2 protein-coding genes are annotated in these 21,775 nt (G+C 75.5%); both read left to right on the top strand.

Annotated elements, in window-relative coordinates; genetic code table 11:
- The first annotated feature begins 4 nt into the window (after positions 1-4).
- Entirely contained in the window at positions 5-10,816 is a 10,812-nt protein-coding gene (locus JOC24_RS16715) for a type I polyketide synthase (protein ID WP_205021093.1), read from the top strand.
- Positions 10,817-10,938: 122 nt separating this feature from the next.
- Complete coding sequence (locus JOC24_RS16710; RefSeq protein WP_205021092.1) at positions 10,939-21,459, top strand: type I polyketide synthase; 10,521 nt, start codon at positions 10,939-10,941, stop codon at positions 21,457-21,459.
- The last annotated feature ends 316 nt before the right edge of the window (positions 21,460-21,775 follow it).

The raw sequence follows: 21,775 nt of genomic DNA, 5'->3' as shown, positions 1-21,775 counted from the left end.
GTGCATGAACGGGTCCGGATCCGAAACAGCCCTGGCGCGACTGCTCGCCGAGGCCGCACCGACGCAGCACCGCAGACTGGTGACGGATCTGGTGCGCGCGGCCGTGACCGAGGCGGTCGAGGCGGCCCGGCCGGGCACCTCGCAGGCGCTCGACCCGTCCTCACCGCTGGCGGAACAGGGGCTCGACTCGCTCGCGGCGGTGGACCTGCACCGGAGGCTGACCGAGCGGACCGGCCTCGACCTGCCGGTCGGCCTCGCCTACGACTTCCCCACCGTGCGCGATCTTGCCGACCGGCTGCTGGCCGGGGACCGGCCCGCCGACGAGGCCCCGGCGGAGCCGGCCGGTGACGGCAGCGCCGACGAACCCGTGGCGATCGTCGGTATCGGCTGCCGCTTCCCCGGGGCCATCGAGACTCCGGCCGACCTCTGGCGCCTGCTGACCGACGGCGGCGAGGTCCTCTCGGACTTCCCCCGGGACCGGGGCTGGGACCTGAAACAGCTCTTCGACGAGGACCCGGGCGTCCCGGGCAGCTCCTACGCCCGCACCGGCGGGTTCCTCGACACGGCCACCGAGTTCGACGCCGAGTTCTTCGGCATCAGCCCACGCGAGTCGATGGCCATGGACCCGCAGCAGCGCCTGGTCCTGGAGACCTCCTGGCTGGCCCTGGAGGACGCCGGCATCGACCCCACCACCCTGCGCCGCACCGCGGCCGGCATGTTCTTCGGGGCCGAGGTGCAGGAGTACGGTCCGCGCCTGCACGACGCGCCGGACGGACTCGACGCCCATCTGCTGGCCGGTAACGCCTCCAGCGTCATCTCCGGCCGCGTCGCCTACGTACTGGGCACCGAAGGGCCGGCCGTCACCGTCGACACCGCCTGCTCCGCCTCCCTGGTCGCCGTCCACCTGGCCTGCCGCTCGCTGCTGCAGGGCGAGTCGTCGCTGGCGCTGGCCGGCGGGGTCGCGGTGATGGGCGGGCCGGGTGTCTTCACGGCGTTCAGCAGGCAGCGCGGCCTGTCCGCGGACGGCCGCTGCAAGGCCTTCGCCGCCGCCGCGGACGGCACGGGCTTCGCCGAGGGAGTCGGTGTCCTCGTCCTGGAACGGCTCTCCGACGCCCGCCGCAACGGCCACCAGGTGCTCGCCGTCGTACGGTCCTCCGCCGTCAACCAGGACGGCGCCTCCAACGGGCTCACCGCCCCCAACGGCACCGCGCAGCAACGGCTGATCCGCCGGGCGCTGGCCGTCGCCGGACTCGGACCCGCAGACGTCGACGTGGTGGAGGCGCACGGTACGGGCACCCGCCTCGGTGACCCCATCGAGGCGACCGCGCTCCTGGCCACCTACGGGCAGGGGCGCCCGGACGGAGCCCCCCTGCTGCTCGGTTCGGTCAAGTCCAACCTTGGGCACACCCAGGCCGCCGCCGGCGTGGCCGGCGTGATCAAGACCGTCCTCGCCATGCGGCACGGTCAGGTCCCCGCCACCCTGCACGTCGACGCCCCCACCCCGCACGCCGCCTGGGCGTCCGGCAGCGTGGAGCTGGTCACCGAGCAGAGGCCCTGGCCGACGACCGGCCGTCCCCGCCGGGCGGGGGTCTCCTCCTTCGGCGTCAGCGGCACCAACGCACACGTCATCCTGGAGCAGCCGGACCCCGAGGACCGCACCGAGGACCCTGCCGGTGCCCCGGCCCCGGACCTCGCCCTCGGGAGCGATGCCGGTGACGCCCCCGAGGGGGCCCAGATCCCGCTGGTCTTCCCGCTGTCCGCACGCGGCGAGGCCGCCCTGCGGGCCCGCGCCGCCGACCTGCTGCCACTGGCCGACACCACGGAACCGGCCGACCTCGCCCACGCCCTGGCCACCGCCCGTGCCGCCCTGCCCGACCGGGCCGTCCTCGTCGCCGCCGACCGCGCAGAGCTGCGGGCGGCGCTCACCGGTCTGGCCACGGGCAGCACCCCCGCCGTCGCACGGGCGGACGGCGAACTCGGCTTCCTGTTCACCGGACAGGGCAGCCAGCGCACTGGCATGGGCCGTGAACTCGCCGCCGCCCACCCCGCGTTCGCCGACGCACTCGACGACGTCTGCGCCTACTTCGACCTCCAGCTCCCCAGGCCCCTCAAGAGCGTGCTGTTCGCCCGGCCGGACACACCGGAGGCGGAGCTGCTGCACCGCACCGAGTACGCGCAGCCCGCCCTGTTCGCCGTCGAAGTCGCCCTCCACCGCCTGCTGGAGAGCTGGGGGATGCGACCGGACCACCTCGCCGGGCACTCCGTCGGCGAGATCGCCGCCGCGCACGTGGCCGGGGTCCTCACCCTCCAGGACGCCATCATCCTGGTCGCCGCGCGCGGCCGGCTCATGCAGCAACTGCCCGAGGGCGGTGCCATGGTCGCGGTCCGCGCCGGCGAGAGTGCCGTCGCGCCGCTGCTCACCGAGCGCACCGGCATCGCGGCCGTGAACGGCCCCGCCTCCGTCGTGATCTCCGGGGACCTCGACGACGTGGAGCGCATCGCCGGTGAACTCGCGGCCCTCGGGCACGACACCAAGCGCCTGCGCGTCAGCCACGCCTTCCACTCGCCGCTGATGGAACCGATGCTGGACGAGTTCCGCCGGGTCGCACAGGTGCTGGACTACGCCGAACCCACCGTGCCGGTCGTGTCCACCGTGACCGGCGCCCCCGTCGGCCGCGAACTGTGCGACCCCGAGTACTGGGTGGAACACGTCCGCGCCCGGGTCCGCTTCCACGACGCCGTGCGGTGGCTCGCCGACGCAGGCGTCCGGACGTTCCTGGAGATCGGACCCGACGCGGTGCTGACCGCCATGGGGCCCGACTGCACGGACGCGCCCGGCGCGGCCTTCCTGCCGGTGCTGCGGCGCGAGCATCCCGAGGCCCGGGAGGCCGTCACCGCGTTCGCCGCGGCCCACGCCCGCGGCGTCCCCGTCGACTGGGCGCGGCATCACGCCGGCCGGGACGCCCGCCGCGTCGAGCTGCCCGGCTACCCCTTCCAGCGGCGCCGCTTCTGGCTGGAGCCGGGGACCCCCGCGGATGCGGCCGGCCTGGGGCAGACCGCCGCCGGACACCCGCTGCTGGCGGCCGTGGTCGCGGTCGGCGCGGAGGGCGTCGTCCTGACCGGACGCCTCTCCACCCGCACCCACCCCTGGCTCGCGGACCACGTGATCGCCGGGCGCGTGCTGATGCCGGGCACCGCCTTCGTCGAACTCGCCCTGCGGGCCGGCGACCACGTCGGCGCCACCCGACTGGAGGAACTCACCCTCGGTGCCCCGCTGGTGCTCGCCGCGGACGAGCACGTCGCCGTCCAGGTGGCCGTCGGGGAACCCGACGACTCCGGACGCCGCACCGTCACCGTCCACTCGCGCGCCGACGAGGACGCCCCCTGGACCCGGCACGCGGCCGGCCTGCTCACCGACGCCGACTCCGCCGCGCCGGCCGCCGGAACCGAGCCGGGTGCCTGGCCGCCGCCGGACGCCGAACCCCTGGACACCACGGAGGTCTACGCCGACCTCGCCGACCAGGGCTACGCCTACGGCCCCGTCTTCCAGGGCCTGCGCGCCGCCTGGCGGCACGGCACGGACGTCCTCGCCGAGGTCTTCCTGCCCGGGGACGCCGCCGCCGACGCCGCGCGCTTCGGCCTCCACCCCGCGCTGCTGGACGCCGCACTGCACGCCGCCGACCTCGACGCCCCGCCGCGCGGCGAGGTGCTCCTGCCGTTCGCCTGGACCGGCGTCCGGCTGCACGCCACCGGCGCCCCGGCCCTGCGCGTACGGATCACCCGCGGTGACGGCGACACCATCGGGCTGCACCTCTCCGACACCACCGGCGCTCCCGTGGCCGACATCGACGCCATGACCTCCCTGCCGGTACCCGACGACGACGTCCTGCACGCCGTGCGGTGGTCGTCGCACCCCCGGCCGGCGACCACCGGCCCCCTGCGCACCGCCGTCCTCGACGCTGCCCCCGACCCGTCCGACGGTCTCGCCGAGGAGACGCTCGCCCAGGCCGCGGCCACGCTGCTCGACGCCCCCGCGGTGGACGCCGTGGTGTACCGCCCGGCCGGTCCGGCGGGCGCCGACGCCGCCGAGGCGCGTGCCCATGTCCTGGGGGCCCTGCGCCTGCTGCAGACCTGGCAGTCGGACGAACGGGCCTCCGCAACCCGCCTCGTCGTCGTCACCGCGCCCGACAGCCCCGCCCACGCCGCGGTACGCGGACTGGTCCGCTCGGCACAGGCCGAGAACCCCGGCCGCTACGTCCTCGTCGAGCACGAGGGCCTGCCCTCCGAAGCGGAACTGCACCAGGTCCTCGCTGCGGGGGAGCCCGAACTCTCGCTCCTGGAAGGCCGATTCGCCGTGCCCAGGCTCGCCGTCGAGCCGTCCGCCGCAACCCGGCCGGCCGCCGACTGGGGCACCGTCCTGATCACCGGCGGCACCGGTGGTCTCGGCGCTCTGCTCGCCCACCACCTGGTGCGCGTCCACGGCGTCACCCGTCTGGTCCTCGCCGGCCGCCGGGGGCACGCCCCCGCCCTGCACGCCGAACTGACCGCGCTCGGCGCCGAGGTGACCGTCGCCGCCTGCGACGTCGGCGACCGGGAGGCGCTGCGCGACCTGCTGGCCCGACACCCGGTCGACTCCGTCGTCCACGCCGCGGGGACCGTGCGCGACGGCATCGTCGAGAGCCTCACCGAGGACATGATCGACGAGGTGTTCCACGCCAAGGCCGCCGGCGCCTGGCACCTGCACGAACTCACCCTCGACCGGGACCTGTCCCACTTCGTGCTGTTCTCCTCGCTCGCCGCCGTCCTCGACGGACCGGGCCAGGGCAACTACGCCGCCGCCAACGCCTACCTGGACGCCCTCGCCACCCACCGCGCGGCGCACGGACTGCCCGCCACGGCACTCGCCTGGAGCCTGTGGGCCACCGGCACGGGCATGGGCGCCGCACTGGACACCGCCGCCCTGGAGCGCGTGGCCGCGTACGGAGTCCCCGGGCTGTCCGCCGAACACTCCCTGCGGCTCTTCGACGCCGCCATCCGCTCCGGCAGCCCTCACCTCGTCCCCGTGGAGATCGACGCCGCCGCCGTACGCCGCCGGCCCGACGGACCGCCACCGCTGCTGAGCGGCCTCGTCCGCCCCGTCACCCGCCGCGCCGCCGCCCGGACGGCGCCCCACCAGGAGGGGGGGATGGCCGACCTGCCCGCAGCCGACCGGGAACGCGCCCTGCTGGACCTGGTCCGCACCGAGGTCGCCGCGGTCCTGCGGCACGACTCCCCGTCCGCCATCGACCCCGGGCGGGCCTTCACCGAGCTGGGATTCGACTCCCTGGCCGCCGTCGAACTGCGCAACCGGCTCAACACCGTCACCGGACTGCAGCTGCCCGCCACCCTCGTCTTCGACCACCCCACCTCGCGCGCCCTCGCCGACCACGTCCGGGACGCCCTCTTCGGCTCCTCGCGGCCGGCCGGCGGGCCCGCCCCCGGACCGCGCCCCGCCGACGGCGACGACCCCGTCGTCATCGTCGGCATGGGCTGCCGCTACCCCGGCGGCGTCCGTTCCCCGGAGGATCTGTGGCGCCTCGTCGCCGACGGCGTCGACACGGTCGGCGAGTTCCCCGCCGACCGGGGCTGGGACACGGACACCCTGTACGACCCCGAGCCCGGCACCCCCGGCCGCACGTACACCCGGGAGGGCGCCTTCCTCTACGACGCGGCCGACTTCGACCCCGGCTTCTTCGGCATCGGCCCGCGCGAGGCCACCGCCATGGACCCGCAGCAGCGCCTGCTCCTCGAGGTCTCCTGGGAGGCCCTGGAGCGCTCCGCGATCGACCCGGCGGCCCTGCGCGGTTCCCGCACCGGTGTGTTCGCGGGTGTCATGTACCACGACTACGGCACCTGGCTGACGGACGTACCCGACGACCTCGCCGCCTACCTCGGCAACGGCAGCCTGGGCAGTGTCGTCTCCGGCCGGGTCGCCTACGCCCTGGGTCTGGAGGGCCCGGCCGTCACCGTCGACACCGCCTGCTCCTCCTCCCTGGTCACCCTGCACCTGGCCGCGCAGGCCCTGCGGCAGGGCGAGTGCGATCTCGCCCTGGTCGGCGGCGTCACCGTCATGTCGACCCCGGACACCTTCGTCGACTTCGCCCGGCAGCGCGGCCTGGCCGCCGACGGCCGCTGCAAGTCGTTCGCCGCGGCGGCCGACGGCACCGGCTGGGGCGAGGGCGTCGGCATGCTCGTCGTCGAACGCCTCTCCGACGCCCGGCGCAACGGCCACCGGGTGCTGGCCACGGTGCGCGGATCCGCCGTGAACTCCGACGGCGCCTCCAACGGCCTGACCGCCCCGAACGGCCCCTCCCAGCAGCGGGTGATCCGCGCCGCGCTGAGCGCGGCCGGGCTCACCACCGCCGACGTCGACGCCGTCGAGGCGCACGGCACCGGAACCACGCTCGGCGACCCGATCGAGGCGCAGGCCCTGCTGGCCACCTACGGACAGGACCGGCCGGACGACGAGCCGCTGTGGCTGGGCTCGGTCAAGTCCAACATGGGGCACACCCAAGCCGCCGCCGGCGTCGCCGGCATCATCAAGATGGTCATGGCGATGCGGCACGGCACCCTGCCGCGCACCCTCCACGTCGACGCACCCTCGCCCCAGGTGGACTGGACGGCGGGCGCGGTGCGGCTCCTCACCGACGAGCGGCCCTGGCAGGCCCCGGACCGGCCGCGCCGCGCCGGTGTCTCCTCCTTCGGGATCAGCGGCACCAACGCCCACGTCATCCTGGAGGAGTTCACCACCGAGGAGCCGGAGACCGCGGAGCCCGACCCGGCCACCGCGCCGCCCGTGCTCGCCCTCCCGGTCTCCGCGCGCTCACCCGAGGCACTGCGCGGCCAGGCCGCCCGGCTGCGGGACCTGACCGGCACCGCACCCGCGGACCTCGGCCTGGCCCTCGCCACCACCCGCACCACCCACCCGCACCGCGCCGTGGTCCTGGCCGCCGACGGGACGCGGACCGCCGAAGCACTGGACGCCCTGGCCCGGGGACACGAGGCGCCCGGCCTGCTCGTCACCGGCGCCGCCACCGACGGCACCCTCGCCCACCTCTTCTCCGGGCAGGGCGCCCAGCGGCCCGGCATGGGCCGCGACTGGTACGACACCTACCCGGTCTACGCCGAACACTTCGACCGCGTCGCCGAACTCTTCGCCAAGCACCTCGAACAGCCGCTCGCCGAGGTGGTCCTCGGCGACCGTCCCGACGTCCTGGAGCAGACCGCGTACACCCAGGCCGCCCTGTTCACCACCCAGGTCGCCCTCCACCGCCTGCTGGAGTCGTTCGGGGTGCGGCCCGCGTGGCTGGCCGGACACTCCGTCGGCGAGTTCGCCGCCGCGCACGTCGCGGGGGTCTGGTCACTGCAGGACGCCGTGACCGCCGTCGCGGCACGCGGCCGGCTGATGCAGGCACTGCCCGGGGGCGGCGCGATGATCTCCGTACAGGCATCGGAGGCCGAGGTGGCGCCGCTGCTGGACGAACGGTGCGGCATCGCCGCCGTCAACGGCCCGCGCGCCGTGGTGGTCTCCGGGGAGGAGGACGCCGTCACCGCCGTCGCCGCGCACTTCGCGACCACCCGGCGGCTGCGTGTCTCGCACGCGTTCCACTCCCCGCGCATGGAGCCCATGCTGGAGGACTTCCGCCAGGTCATGGCGGCCATCCCGGCCGCGGAACCGGACCTGCCGATCGTGTCCACCCTCACCGGTGTCCAGGCGACGGCCGCCGAACTCGGCTCCGCCGACTACTGGGTGCGGCACGTACGGCAGACCGTGCGCTTCGCCGACGCGATCAAGACGCTGGCCGCGCAGGGTGTCGACACCTTCCTCGAACTGGGCGCCGCGCCCGTCCTGACGGCCCTGGGCCCGGACTGCCTCCCCGACGCCGAGGGGACCGAGTTCGTCCCCACAGCCCGCAAGGACACCGCCCAGGTGCCCGGCCTGCTCGCAGCGCTGGCGGCCGTGCACACCCGGGGCACGGACGTCGACTGGCGCGTCCTGTACGACGGTTACGCGGGCCGCCGCACCGAACTGCCCACCTACGCCTTCGAACACCGCCACTACTGGCTGCCGACGACCACGGCCAGGGGCGACGCCGCCGGACACGGACTCGCCGCCGCCGACCACCCGTTCGTCAGCGCCCGGCTCGACCTGCCCGGTGACGGCGGACTGCTGCTCACCGGACGGATCTCCACCGCCACCCACCCGGTGCTCACCCAGCACGCCGTGCTCGGCTCGGTGCTGGTACCGGGCGCCGCCCTGGTCGATCTCGCCCTGCACGCCGGCCGGCTGACCGGCCGGCCCGTCCTGGAGGAACTCACCCTCCAGGCCCCGCTGTCACTGCCCGGGGACGGCGCCGTACACCTCCAGGTCGCCGCGCGGCCCGACGGCTCCGTGGAAATCCACTCCCGGCCCGGGAACGCACCCGAGGACGAGGGATGGACGCGGCACGCGACCGGCACCCTCACCGCCACCGGCGCCCTCACCGGCACGGAAACGGCACCGGACGGTGCCTGGCCGCCACCGGGCGCCGTCCCGCTCGACACCACCGGCCTCTACCCCCGTCTGCACGGCGAGGGCTACGACTACGGGCCCGTCTTCCGCGGCGTACGGGCCGCGTGGCGGCTCGGCGACACCGTGCTGGCCGAGCTGGAACTGCCCGCCGACGCACGGCAGGACGCCGCCCGGCACACCCTGCACCCCGCGCTGCTGGACTCCGCCCTGCACACCACGTCCCTCACCGAGGACGGTCCCGGCGACGACACACCCGCCGGCACCATCGCCCTCCCCTTCGCCTGGACGGGCGTCACCGCGCACGGCCGGGGGGCAATCGCCGCACGCGTCCGGGTCACCCCGGGCGAGGGAGGCACCCGGCTCGAACTGGCGGACCCCGAGGGCAGGCCGCTGGCCACCGTCGAGTCCTACGTCACCCGCCCCGTCACCGCCGACCGGCTCACCGGACGCGCGCGTTCCCTCTACGTCACCGAGGGCGAACCGCTGCCGGACTCCGCCGGGCGCCCCGAACGCCGTACCTGGGCCGTCCTCGGCCCCGACGACGCCGGTCTCGGCGCCCCCGCCCACCCCGAACTGGCCGCGATCGGCGGCCCCGTACCCGATGTCGTCGTCCTCCCGGTACGCGCCCCCCACCACGACGCGGAGCAGGTGCCCACGGCGGTGCGCACCACACTGGACGCGACGCTCGCGACCGTCCAGGAGTGGCTGGCCGACGAGCGATGGGCCGGCTCGAAGCTGCTGGTCCTCACCATGGGCACCCTCGCCGACGCCGCCGTCCACGGACTCGTACGCGCCGCCCAGGCCGAGGACCCGGACCGGATCGTCCTCGTCGGCCGGACCGGGCCCGACAGCTCCGTACCCGACCGCGCCGCGCTCGCCGCCGTCCTCGACTCCGGTGAGCCGGAGGTGCTGTGGCGGGACGGCCGGGCCCACGCGCCGCGTCTGACGCGCGCCGCGGAACCGGACGCCCCGCGCACAAGCCGCCCCTGGGGCACCGTCCTCGTCACCGGCGGCACCGGAGGGCTGGGCGCACTGGTGGCCCGCCACCTCGTCACCCGGCACGGCGTCACCCGCCTGGTCCTCGCCGGCCGACGGGGGCCCGACGCCCCCGGCGCCGCCGAACTGAGCCAGGAACTCGCCGCCCTGGGTGCCCGCACCGACGTCGTCGCCTGCGACGTCGCCGACCGTGCGGCACTCGCCGCACTGCTGGCCGCCCACCCCGTCGACAGCGTCGTGCACACCGCCGGCGTACTCGACGACGGACTGGTGCCCGCGCTCACTCCCGAGCGCCTGGACACCGTGCTCCGGCCGAAGGCGGATGCCGCCTGGCACCTGCACGAACTCACCCTCGACCGGGACCTGTCCCACTTCGTGCTGTTCTCCTCGGCCGCCGGCACCATCGACGCCGCGGGCCAGGGCAACTACGCCGCCGCCAACGTCTTCCTCGACGCCCTGGCCGCCCACCGCGCCGCCCGGAACCTTCCCGCCACCTCGCTCGCCTGGGGCCTCTGGGCCGGCAGCGGCATGGGAGCCGGCCTCGAACGGGACGACGTACAGCGCATCGAACGGTCCGGCATCGGCGCGCTCGACCCGGCAGAAGGGCTGGAGCTGTTCGACGCGGCCCTGGAGTCCGGGCTCCCCGCCCTGGTGCCGGTCCGGCTGGACACCGCCGCGCTGCGCCGCCGCGGGGACGACGTACCCCCCGTGCTGCGTACCCTGGCCGGTGTCACCGCCCGTGCGGCGCAGGACGAACGGACCCGCACACTCGGCGAGCGCCTGGCCGGGCTGCCGGAGGCCGACCACGCGCACACGGTGCTCGAAGCGGTCCGCAGCGAGGTCGCGGCCGTCCTCGGCCACGACGGGCCCGCGGCCGTCGACCCCCGGCGCGCCTTCACCGAGCTGGGCTTCGACTCGCTCGCCGCCGTCGAACTGCGCAACCGGCTCAACGCGGTCAGCGGGCTGCGCCTGCCCTCCACCCTCATCTTCGACTACGCCACCCCGACGGCCCTCGCGGACCACCTGCTCGGCCGGTACGCCCCGGACGCGGGCCCGGAGCCCGCCGATTCGCGGGCCGACGACGAGGTGCGTGACCTCATCGCCCGCATCCCGGTCGCGAGGCTCCGCGAGTCGGGACTGCTCGACGGGCTGCTGAAGCTCTCCGCGCCCGCACCGGCGGTGGCCGCCGCCGAGCAGCCCATGGACATCAAGTCGATGGGCGTGGCCGACCTGGTGCGGGCCGCCCTGAACCGCAGCACCCCCCAGTGACCCTCCCCGGTGCCGGACGACGCGCCGCGTCCGGCACCGGCGAACCGCCTCCGGCGCGCCACCGCACCTCCACCTTCACCGCATCATCAGCGCCGCCGAGTCAGCAGGGAGCGACACCGACCGTGGACACATCTGTCGAGCAGATCGTCGAGGCGCTGCGCGAGGCCATGCTCGAGAACGAGCGGCTGCGCCAGGCCAACGACCGGATCTCCGAAGCCGCGCACGAGCCCGTCGCCGTCGTCGCCATGAGCTGCCGCTACCCCGGCGGCGTCAGCACGCCCGAACAGCTGTGGCAGCTGGTCGACGCCGGGGTGGACGCCGTGGGCGACTTCCCCGCGGACCGGGACTGGGACGTCGACGCCATCTACGACCCCGACCCCGACGCGCCGGGCCGCACCCATGTGCGCGAGGGCGGATTCCTCCACGACGCGCCGCGGTTCGACCCGGGGTTCTTCGGCATCAGCCCGCGCGAGGCCGTCGCGATGGACCCGCAGCAGCGGCTGCTGCTGGAGACGGCCTGGGAGGCCTTCGAACGCGGCGGCATCGACCCGCACACCCTGCGCGGCAGCCGCACCGGCATCTACGCCGGTGTCATGTACCACGACTACGGCAGCTGGCTCACGGACGTCCCCGAGGGCGTCGAGGGTTACCTCGGCAACGGCAACCTCGGCAGTGTCGCCTCCGGCCGCGTGTCCTACACCCTCGGTCTGGAGGGGCCGGCCGTCACCATCGACACCGCCTGCTCGTCCTCGCTGGTCGCCCTCCACCTGGCCGTACAGGCCCTGCGCACCGGCGAGTGCGGCCTCGCCCTGGCCGGCGGGGTGACCGTCATGTCCACCCCCGACACCTTCATCGACTTCTCCCGCCAGCGCGGCCTCGCCCTCGACGGACGCTGCAAGTCGTTCGCGGAGGGCGCGGACGGCACCGGCTGGGGCGAGGGCGTCGGGATGCTGCTCCTGGAGCGGCTCAGCGACGCCCGCCGCAACGGCCACAAGGTGCTCGCCGTCGTGCGGGGCACCGCCGTCAACCAGGACGGTGCCTCCAACGGCCTGACCGCTCCCAACGGCCCCTCCCAGCAACGCGTCATCCGCGCCGCCCTCGCCGACGCCCGACTGGAACCCCGCCAGGTGCACGCCGTCGAGGCCCACGGCACCGGCACCCCGCTCGGCGACCCGATCGAGGCCCAGGCGCTCCTGGCCACCTACGGCCAGGACCGCGAGGAGCCGCTGTGGCTGGGCTCGGTGAAGTCCAACATCGGGCACACCCAGGCCGCCGCCGGAGTCGCCGGTGTCATCAAGATGGTGATGGCCATGCGTCACGGCCGGCTGCCCCGGACCCTGCACGCCGAACGGCCCACCAGCCAGGTCGACTGGGAGGCCGGCGCCGTCGAACTGCTCGCCGAGCCGCGCGAGTGGCCCGCCCCCGGGGAGCTCCGCCGCGCCGCCGTGTCCTCCTTCGGGATCAGCGGCACCAACGCCCACGTCATCGTCGAGGCGGCCCCCGACCCGGAGCCGCGCGACGAGGAGCCGGTCTGGGACCGCCCGTTGCCCCTGGTGCTGTCCGCCCGTGACGAGCCGGGACTCGCCGCTCAGGCCCGCCGTCTCCTGGACCACCTGGAGACCGGCACCGATCCCGTGCCCGACGTCGCCCACACCCTGGCCACCACCCGCGCCGCACTGGACCGGCGGGCCGTCGTCGTCGGCGCCGACCCGGCCGCCGTGACCGCGGGCCTCACCGCCCTGGCCGAGAGCGACCCGGCATCCGGCGTGGTGCGCGGCGCACCGGCGGGGGAGTCCCGCATCGCGTTCGTCTTCCCCGGACAGGGGTCCCAGTGGGCGGGCATGGCCGCCGACCTGCTGGACGCCTCCGAGGTGTTCGCCGCCTCCATGGCCGACTGCGCCGAGGCCCTCGCACCCTTCACCGACTGGGATCTCCTCGCGACCGTGCGCGAACGCCGCCCGCTGGAAAGGGTGGACGTCGTGCAGCCCGCCCTGTGGGCGATCATGGTGTCGCTGGCCGAGGTGTGGCGCGCGCACGGCGTGCGCCCCGCCGCCGTCATCGGCCACTCCCAGGGAGAGATAGCCGCCGCCTGCGTGGCCGGCGCGCTGAGTCTCTCCGACGGGGCCCGCGTCGTGGCCCTGCGCAGCCGGGCGATCGCCGAGGCACTCTCCGGCCTGGGCGGCATGATGTCGGTGGCCCTGCCCGAGTCCCGGGCACGTGAACTCGTCGCCGCCCACGACGGGCGGGTCTCCGTGGCCGCGGTCAACGGCGCCTCCTCCGTGGTGCTCTCCGGGGACGCCGACGCCCTCGACGCCCTGCGCGAGACGATCGTCGCCGACGGCGGACGCGCCAAGCGGCTGCCGGTGGACTACGCGTCGCACTGCGCCCACGTCGAGTCGATCCGCGAACGGCTCCTCACCGACCTCGCGGACGTGCGGCCGCGCCCCGCCGACGTGCCCTTCTACTCCACCGTCACCAACGGCGTGCTGGACACCACCACACTGGACGCCGGGTACTGGTACACCAACCTGCGCCAGGGCGTCCTGTTCGAGCCGACCACCCGGACCCTGCTGGCCGCCGGCTACGGGGTGTTCGTCGAGTGCAGCCCGCACCCGGTCCTGCTCAACAGCATCGAGGAGACCGCGGACGCCGCCGACGCGACCGTCACCGGCCTCGGCTCGCTGCGCCGCGACGACGGAGGCGCCGAGCGTCTGCTCACCTCGCTGGGCGAGGCGTTCGTGGCCGGCGTCCCGGTCGACTGGTCGCCGGTGTTCGCCGGGATGCCGGTGCGGACCGTCGACCTGCCCACCTACGCCTTCCAGCGCGAGCGCTACTGGCTCGGCCGGTCCGCGGCCGCCGGCGACGTCACCGCCGCCGGCCTGCGGAGCGCCGGCCACCCGCTGCTGGGCGCGGCCGTCCCGGTCGCCGGCGAAGGCACCCTGTTCACCGGCCGGCTCTCGCTGTCCACCACGCCCTGGCTGGCCGACCACGCGGTCTCCGGCACCACCCTGCTGCCCGGCACCGCGCTGGTGGAACTGGCGCTGAGCGCCGGCCACGAACTCGGCTGCGGACACGTCACCGAACTCACCCTGCAGGCACCCCTGCTGCTGCCCGAGCGGGGCGCCGTCCAGCTCCAGCTGCACGTGGCCGCCGCCGACGGCCAGGGGCACCGCGCGGTGACCGTCCACTCCCGCCCCGAGAGCGCGGACGAGTCCGCCTGGACCCTGAACGCCTCGGGCCTCCTCGCACCGCAGTCCGCGCCGCCCGCCTTCGACCTCGCGGCCTGGCCGCCGCCCGGCGCCGAACCGGTACCGGTGGACGACGCGTACGCAGAGCTGGCGGCCCTCGGCTACGACTACGGGCCTGCCTTCCAGGGCCTGCGCGCGGCCTGGCGGCGCGGCGACGAGACGTACGCCGACGTGGAACTGCCCGCCGACGCGGGCGGCTTCGGCCTGCACCCGGCCCTGTTCGACGCCGCCCTGCACGCCGACGGGCTCGGAGCGCACGGGCAGGAGACGGCCCGGCTGCCCTTCGCCTGGACCGGTGTGTCGCTGTACGCGGCCGGGGCCACCGCCCTGCGGGTCCGCCTCCGCGGCGGCGACACGCTCTCCCTGGAGCTGGCCGACCCGACCGGGGCCCCGGTCGCCGCCGTCGAGGCACTGGTTTCCCGCCCGGTCGACGGCGGGGCGCTGGCCTCCCCGGTCCGGGCCGACGACCTGTACCGGCTGGAATGGCCCGTGGTGCCCGTACCGGCTGCCGCGGCCCCCGCCCACGCCGTTCTGGAGGAGGGCGGCACGGCAGCGCTCGCACCGCTGCCCGACTGGGTGGTCCTGCCGGTGGCCGGTGGCGACGACCCCGCGGCCTCGGTCCGCGAGGCGACCGGACGGGTCCTGACCGTCCTGCACGACTGGCTGGCGGACGACCGCACGGTCGCCGCCCGTCTGCTGGTCCTCACCTCGGGCGCGGTCAGCACCGGCGAGGAGAGCCCCGTCGATCTGGCGGGCGCCGCGGTGTGGGGTCTCGTCCGCGCCGCCCAGGGCGAACACCCCGACCGCATCGTCCTCGTGGACACCGCCCCCGAAACGGCGGACGGCGACGACCGGATCACCGCAGCCGTACGTGCCGCCGCCGCGAGCGGCGAACCGCAACTGGCCCTTCGTGAGGACACCGTCCGGGTGCCCCGGCTGGCCCGTGCCGTCGTACGCGGGAGCGCCGCCACGCTCGACCCCGACGGCACCGTACTCATCACCGGAGGCACCGGCGTGCTCGGCGCCGTGGTCGCCCGGCACCTGGCCACCGCACACGGCGTGCGCCACCTGGTCCTGGCCGGGCGCAGCGGCACCTCCGCGGACGACTTCGCCGACCTCGCCGAGTCGGGCGTCCGGGTCGTCGTCGCCCGCTGCGACGCCGCCGAACGCGACGAACTGGCCGCACTGCTGGCCGAAGTACCCGCCGCGCACCCCCTGACCGCCGTGGTGCACCTCGCGGGTGTCCTCGACGACGGGCTGGTCACCGACCAGACCCCCGAGCGCCTGGACGCCGTGCTGCGGCCCAAGGCGGACGCCGCCTGGAACCTGCACGAGCTCACCCGGGACGCGGACCTGGCGGCGTTCGTACTGTTCTCCTCCGCCGCCGGCACCGTCGACGGAGCCGGACAGTCCGGATACGCCGCCGCCAACGCGTTCCTCGACGCCCTCGCCGCGCACCGTGGCTCACTGGGACTGCCGGGACTCTCCCTCGCCTGGGGCTTCTGGGAGCAGCGCACGGGCATGACCGCCCACCTCACCGACGCCGACGTCGAGCGCATGACACGTGCCGGAGTCCGGCCCCTGCCCACCGAGGAGGGACTGCGGCTGCTCGACACCGCGCTCGGCTCCGACGAGCCGCTGCTGCTGCCCATCGGCCTGGACCTGCGGGCCCTGCGCGGTGCCGACGGTGTACCCGCCCTGCTGCGCGGCCTCGTGCCCGCCCCGGCCCGCCGGACCGCCGCCACCCGGACCGCCGGGACCTCGCTCGCCGACCGGCTGGCCGCCCTGGGCGCCGCCGAACGGGACGCGGAGCTGATGGAGCTGATCCGCACCCAGGTCGCCGCCGTCCTCGGCCACGGCAGCGACATGGTGCTCGACCCGCGCCGCTCCTTCCGCGAGGCGGGGTTCGACTCGTTGACGGCCGTCGAGCTGCGCAACCGTCTGGGCGGCGCAGTCGGCCTGCGGCTGCCCGCCACCCTCGTCTTCGACCACCCCGACGCCGACGCCCTGGTGCGGTACCTCCGCACGGAACTCCTCGGCGCCGACGCCGGTGACGCCCCCCGGGCCGCGGCACCCGGGACGGCACTCGAGGCGGACGAGCCCGTGGCCATCGTCGGCATGGCCTGCCGCTACCCCGGCGGTGTCACCACCCCCGAGGAGTTCTGGCGGCTGCTGGCCGACGGCGGGGACGGCATCGGCGACTTCCCGGACGACCGGGGCTGGGACCTGGACACCCTGTACGACCCGGAGCCCGGCAAACCCGGCCACTGCAGCACCCGCTCGGGCGGATTCCTCTACGACGCGGCCGAGTTCGACCACGACTTCTTCGGTATCGGCCCCCGCGAGGCCCTCGCCATGGACCCGCAGCAGCGGCTGCTCCTGGAGACCTCCTGGGAGGCCCTGGAACGCTCCGGGATCGACCCGCACAGCGTGCGCGGCAGCCGCACCGGGGTGTTCGCCGGTGTCATGTACCACGACTACGGCAGCCGGCTGCGCGACGTCCCCGAGGCCGTCCGGGACTACCTCGGCAACGGAAGCCTCGCCAGCGTCGTCTCGGGCCGGGTCGCCTACGCCCTCGGCCTGGAGGGCCCCGCCCTCACCGTCGACACCGCGTGCTCCTCGTCGCTGGTGGCGCTCCACCTGGCCGCGCAGGCGCTGCGTCGGGGCGAGTGCACCCTGGCGATGGCCGGCGGCGTCTCCGTGATGTCGACCGTCGACACGTTCGTCGACTTCAGCAGGCAGCGCAACCTCGCCGCGGACGGCCGGGTCAAGTCCTTCGCCGACGCGGCGGACGGCACGGCTCTGTCCGAGGGCGCCGGTGTGCTGGTGTTGGAGCGGTTGTCGGATGCGCGGCGGTCGGGGCATCGGGTGTTGGCGTTGGTGCGGGGGAGTGCGGTGAATCAGGATGGTGCGTCGAACGGGTTGACGGCGCCGAATGGTCCTTCGCAGCAGCGTGTGTTGGGGCAGGCGTTGGTGTCGGCTGGTGTGTCGGCGGCTGATGTGGATGTGGTGGAGGCGCACGGTACGGGGACTGAGTTGGGTGATCCGATCGAGGCGCAGGCGTTGTTGGCGGCGTATGGGCAGGGGCGGTCGGAGGATCGTCCGTTGTGGTTGGGGTCGGTGAAGTCGAACATCGGTCATACGCAGGCGGCTGCGGGTGTGGCGGGTGTGATGAAGATGGTGCTGGCGTTGGGGGAGGGGGTGTTGCCTCGGACGTTGTATGCGGGTGAGCCGTCGCGGAAGGTGGAGTGGGGTGCGGGGCGGGTCCGGTTGCTGGATGAGGAGCGGGAGTGGGTGCGGGGTGAGCGGGTCCGTCGTGCGGGGGTGTCGTCCTTCGGTATCAGCGGGACCAACGCGCACGTGATCCTGGAGGAGGCACCCGACGACGACACCACCACCCGGTCCGAGGCGGAGATCCAGGCCCCCGTGCTGCCCGTCGTCGTCTCCGGGGCCACTCCCGAGGCGCTGGCCGCCCAAGCGGGCCGGCTGCGCGCGGTCGCCGACGAGCGGATCACCGACCTCGTCCACTCGCTGGCCACCGGCCGTGCCGACCTCACCCACCGGGGCGCGGTCGTCGCCCGCGACAGGGACGAACTGCTGGCCGGACTGACCGCGCTGGCCGACGGTGCCGCCACCGACCACGTCGTGCGCGGACGGCCCTTGGCCGGCCGCACCGCCTTCCTGTTCACCGGGCAGGGCGCCCAGCGCCCCGGCATGGGCCACGGCCTGTACGACACCCACCCCGCCTTCCGGCGGGCCCTCGACGAGGTCTGCGAGGCCCTGGACGCCCACCTGGACCGGCCGCTGCGCGAGGTCATGTGGGCCGAACCCGGCACCGCCGAAGCCGAGTCGCTCGACCACACGCTCTACACCCAGAGCGCCCTGTTCGCGGTGGAGACGGCCCTGTACCGCCTGCTGGAGTCCTACGGCATCCGACCGGACCGCCTGGCCGGCCACTCCATCGGCGAACTGACCGCCGCCCACGTCGCCGGCGTATGGGACCTCGCCGACGCGGCCCGGCTGGTCACCGCCCGTGGCCGCCTCATGCAGGCCCTGCCCGAAGGCGGCGCCATGCTCGCCGTGGACGCGACCGAGGACGAAGTGCTGCCGCATCTCGGCCCCGACGTGTCCCTGGCCGCCGTCAACGGTCCGCGCGCGGTCGTGGTCTCCGGTACGCGGGAGGCGGTGGACGCGGTCGCCACCGTCTTCGCCGACCGTCGTACGAAGCGGCTGCGGGTGAGCCACGCGTTCCACTCGCCCCTGATGGACCCGATGCTGGCCGAGTTCGAGAAGGCCGCCCGCGAACTGCGCTACGCCGCGCCCGCGATCCCCGTCGTCACCGGTACGCACGCCACCGAGGAGGACCTGTGCTCGCCCGAGTACTGGGTGCGCCACGTGCGTGAGGCCGTCCGCTTCGGGGACGCGGTCCGCGCCCTGGAGGACGACGGCGTCCGTACCTTCCTCGAACTCGGCCCCGACGCCGTCCTGTCGGCCATGGGCCCGCACGCCCTCGCCGACCCGGAGCGATCGGCGTTCGTACCGGCCCTGCGCCGCGAGCGGGTCGAGGAGGTGACGCTCGCCGCGCTCGTCGCCACCGCACACGTCCGCGGGCTGACCGTCGACTGGCAGCGGGTGCACGCGGGCACCGACGTCCGGCGCGTCGACCTGCCGACGTACGCCTTCCAGCGGCAGCGGCTCTGGCTGGACGACGGGCCCGGGGCGGCCACCGACGCCGGCGGGCTCGGCCAGGCGCCCGCCGGGCACCCGATGCTCGGCGCCGCCCTCACCCTGGCCGCCGCCGACACCGTCGCGCTGACCGGCCGCCTCTCCCTGGCGACCCACCCCTGGCTGGCCGACCACGCCGTCGCGGGAGTCGTCCTGGTGCCCGGCAGCGCCTTCGTGGAACTCGCCCTCCAGGCCGGCGACCGCGCCGGCTGCCCGCACGTGGAGGAGATCACCCTGGAACGGCCGCTGGTCCTTCCCCGGCACGGTGGCGTGCACCTCCAGGTGACCGCCGCGGCCCCCGACGCCGAGGGGCGCAGGCAACTGGCCGTGCACGCCCGGCCCGAGGGCACCGGCGGCGACTGGACCCGGCACGCCACCGGCGTCCTCGCCCCACGGACCGCGCACGAACCGGCCCCCGTCGACGTCTGGCCTCCCGAGGGCGCCGTCCCCGTCGAGGTTGGCGGCCTGTACGACCACCTCGCCGAGCAGGGGTACGGCTACGGCCCGTTGTTCCGCTGCCTGCGCGCCGCCTGGCGGCTCGGCGACGAGGTCTGCGCCGAACTCGCCCTCCCCGACGCCGACGCGGCCGACGGCTTCGGACTGCACCCGGCGCTCCTCGACTCGGCGCTGCACGCCATCGACCTGCTGGACGGCCAGGACCCGACAGTCATGACCCTGCCCTTCGCCTGGGAGGGGGTCACCCTCCACGCCACCGGCGCCACGGCCCTGCGGCTGCGGCTCACCCCGCACGGCACCGACCACATGACCCTGGGCCTGTACGACGCCTCGGGCGCACCGGTCGCCGAAGCGGCGTCACTGCGCATCCGCCAGGTGACGGCCGAGCAGCTGAACGCCGCCGCGCCCGTCTCCGGCGACCTGTTCGCCCTGCGTTGGACACCGGCGGACGTGACCACCGTCGGGGCGGCGGCCGAGCCCCGAGTCCTGACCGTGCCCCTGGACGACGCCGCGGACGGCGACCTGCCGGCCCGGGCCCGCGGGACCGCTGTGCGGACCCTCGCCGCGCTCCAGGAACACCTGGCCGAACCGGCGGACGGCACCCCCCTGGTCGTCGTCACCCGTTCCGCGGTCGCCGTCGCCGCCGACGGGGTGCCGGACCCGGCGCAGGCCGTCATCTGGGGCATGGTGAGGTCCGCCGCAGTCGAGCACCCCGGCCGGTTCGTGCTGGCCGACACCGACGGCGACGACGCGTCGGCAGCGGTCCTGTCGGCCGCAATCGCGACCGGGGCGCCCGAACTCGCCCTGCGCGAGGGCACGGTGTACACGCCGGAGCTGGCCCGGACCGACGAGTCCCGGACCGCGCCGGCTGCTCCGCTGAACCCTGAGGGCACCGTTCTCATCACCGGCGGAACCGGCAGCCTCGGCCGCCTGATCGCCCGGCACCTGGCCGAGCACCACGGCGTCCGGCACCTGCTGCTGGTCGGCCGCGCCGGCCGGACACCGGACGCGGAAGGGTGGGAGGAGCCCGTCGCCCCCGGCGCGCGGATCACCGTCGCCGCCTGCGACACCACCGACCGCGCCGCGCTGGCCGAACTGCTGGCGTCCGTTCCCGAAGCCCATCCGCTCACCGCCGTCGTGCACGCCGCCGGCGTCCTGGACGACGGTCTGCTCACCGACCTCACCGCCGCGCGCACGGAGACGGTGATGCGGCCCAAGACCGACGCCGCCTGGCACCTGCACGAACTCACCCGCGGCCTGGACCTGGCCGCCTTCGTCCTCTTCTCGTCCGCCGCCGGCACCCTGGGAGCGGCGGGACAGGCCAACTACGCGGCCGGCAACGCCTTCCTCGACGCCCTCGCCGCCCAGCGGCGGGCGGAGGGACTGCCCGCCCTGTCACTGGGCTGGGGACTGTGGGACACGGGTGACGGCATGGCGGCCGGACTCGGCGAGGCCGAGATGCGCAGGCTGGCCCGCGACGGCATCCTGCCGCTGCCCGCCGACCGGGCGCTGTCCCTGTTCGACCGGGCCCTGACCACCGACGGTCCGCTGCTGCTGCCGATCCGCGTCCAGGTCACCGAGGACGCCCCGGCCCTGGTCCGAGCCCTGGAACCGGCGTCGGCGCCGGCCCGCCGGGCCGTCCGGGCGGTGGAGGCCGCCCCGGAGGCGGCGGAGCCGTTGGTACGGAGGCTGGCCGCGCTCGGTGCCGCGGACGGCAGGCGCCTGCTGGTCGACACGGTGTGCGGCCATGTGGCCGACGTCCTCGGACACGGTTCCGGCGGCGCCGTCGACCCCGAACGCCCCCTGGGTGACCTCGGCGTGGACTCGCTCGCCGCGCTGGAGCTGCGCAACCGTCTCGGCGCCGAGACCGGGCTGCGGCTGTCCAGCACGCTCACCTTCGACTACCCGACCTCCGAAGCCCTCGCCCAGCACCTCTTCGAGGAACTGGGCGGGGCAGACGAGGAACTCGTCGACGTCGAGGCCGAGGTGGTACGCCTGGAGACGCTGCTGGGTGCCGTGCTCGGCTCCGACGGGCTCGACGACGAGCGCCGCGCCCGGGTGGCCGCGCGGCTCAGGGCCCTCACCGCCCGCTGGGACGGCTCGGCGCAGCCGGCGTCCGGAAGCGCCGACGAAGTCGAGGAGAAGGGACTGGAAGCGGCCACGGCCGACGAGCTTTTCGGCATCCTCGACGGTGAACTCGGCAGCTTCGGCTGAACCGTCCGGCGCCCGGAGGGGTGGGCGGCCCGCGCGGCGCGGCCTGGCGGCGGCGAGACGCGCGGGCCCTGGGGGCGGGGGCCGCCACCGGCACATGACGGTGCCGGTGCCGATGTCCCCGCCCCCGCCCCCCGTCGCCGTGTCCCCGTCCCCGCCCCGTCCCTGTCCGGGTGTGGCCCGGTCGGCAGAAAGGCCCCCTCCTGAGCCCGTGGGGACTCGTGAAGGGGGCCGTGCCGTGCGGGAGGGGATGCCGGGCCCCGCCTCGACGGGGGATACCGGGTCCCGTCCGCAGAGGAATCCGGCGGGACCGGAGACC

The organism is Streptomyces sp. HB132, assembly GCF_016909575.1.
Lineage (GTDB): Bacteria > Actinomycetota > Actinomycetes > Streptomycetales > Streptomycetaceae > Streptomyces.
This window is presented reverse-complemented; position numbering and strand designations above follow the sequence as displayed.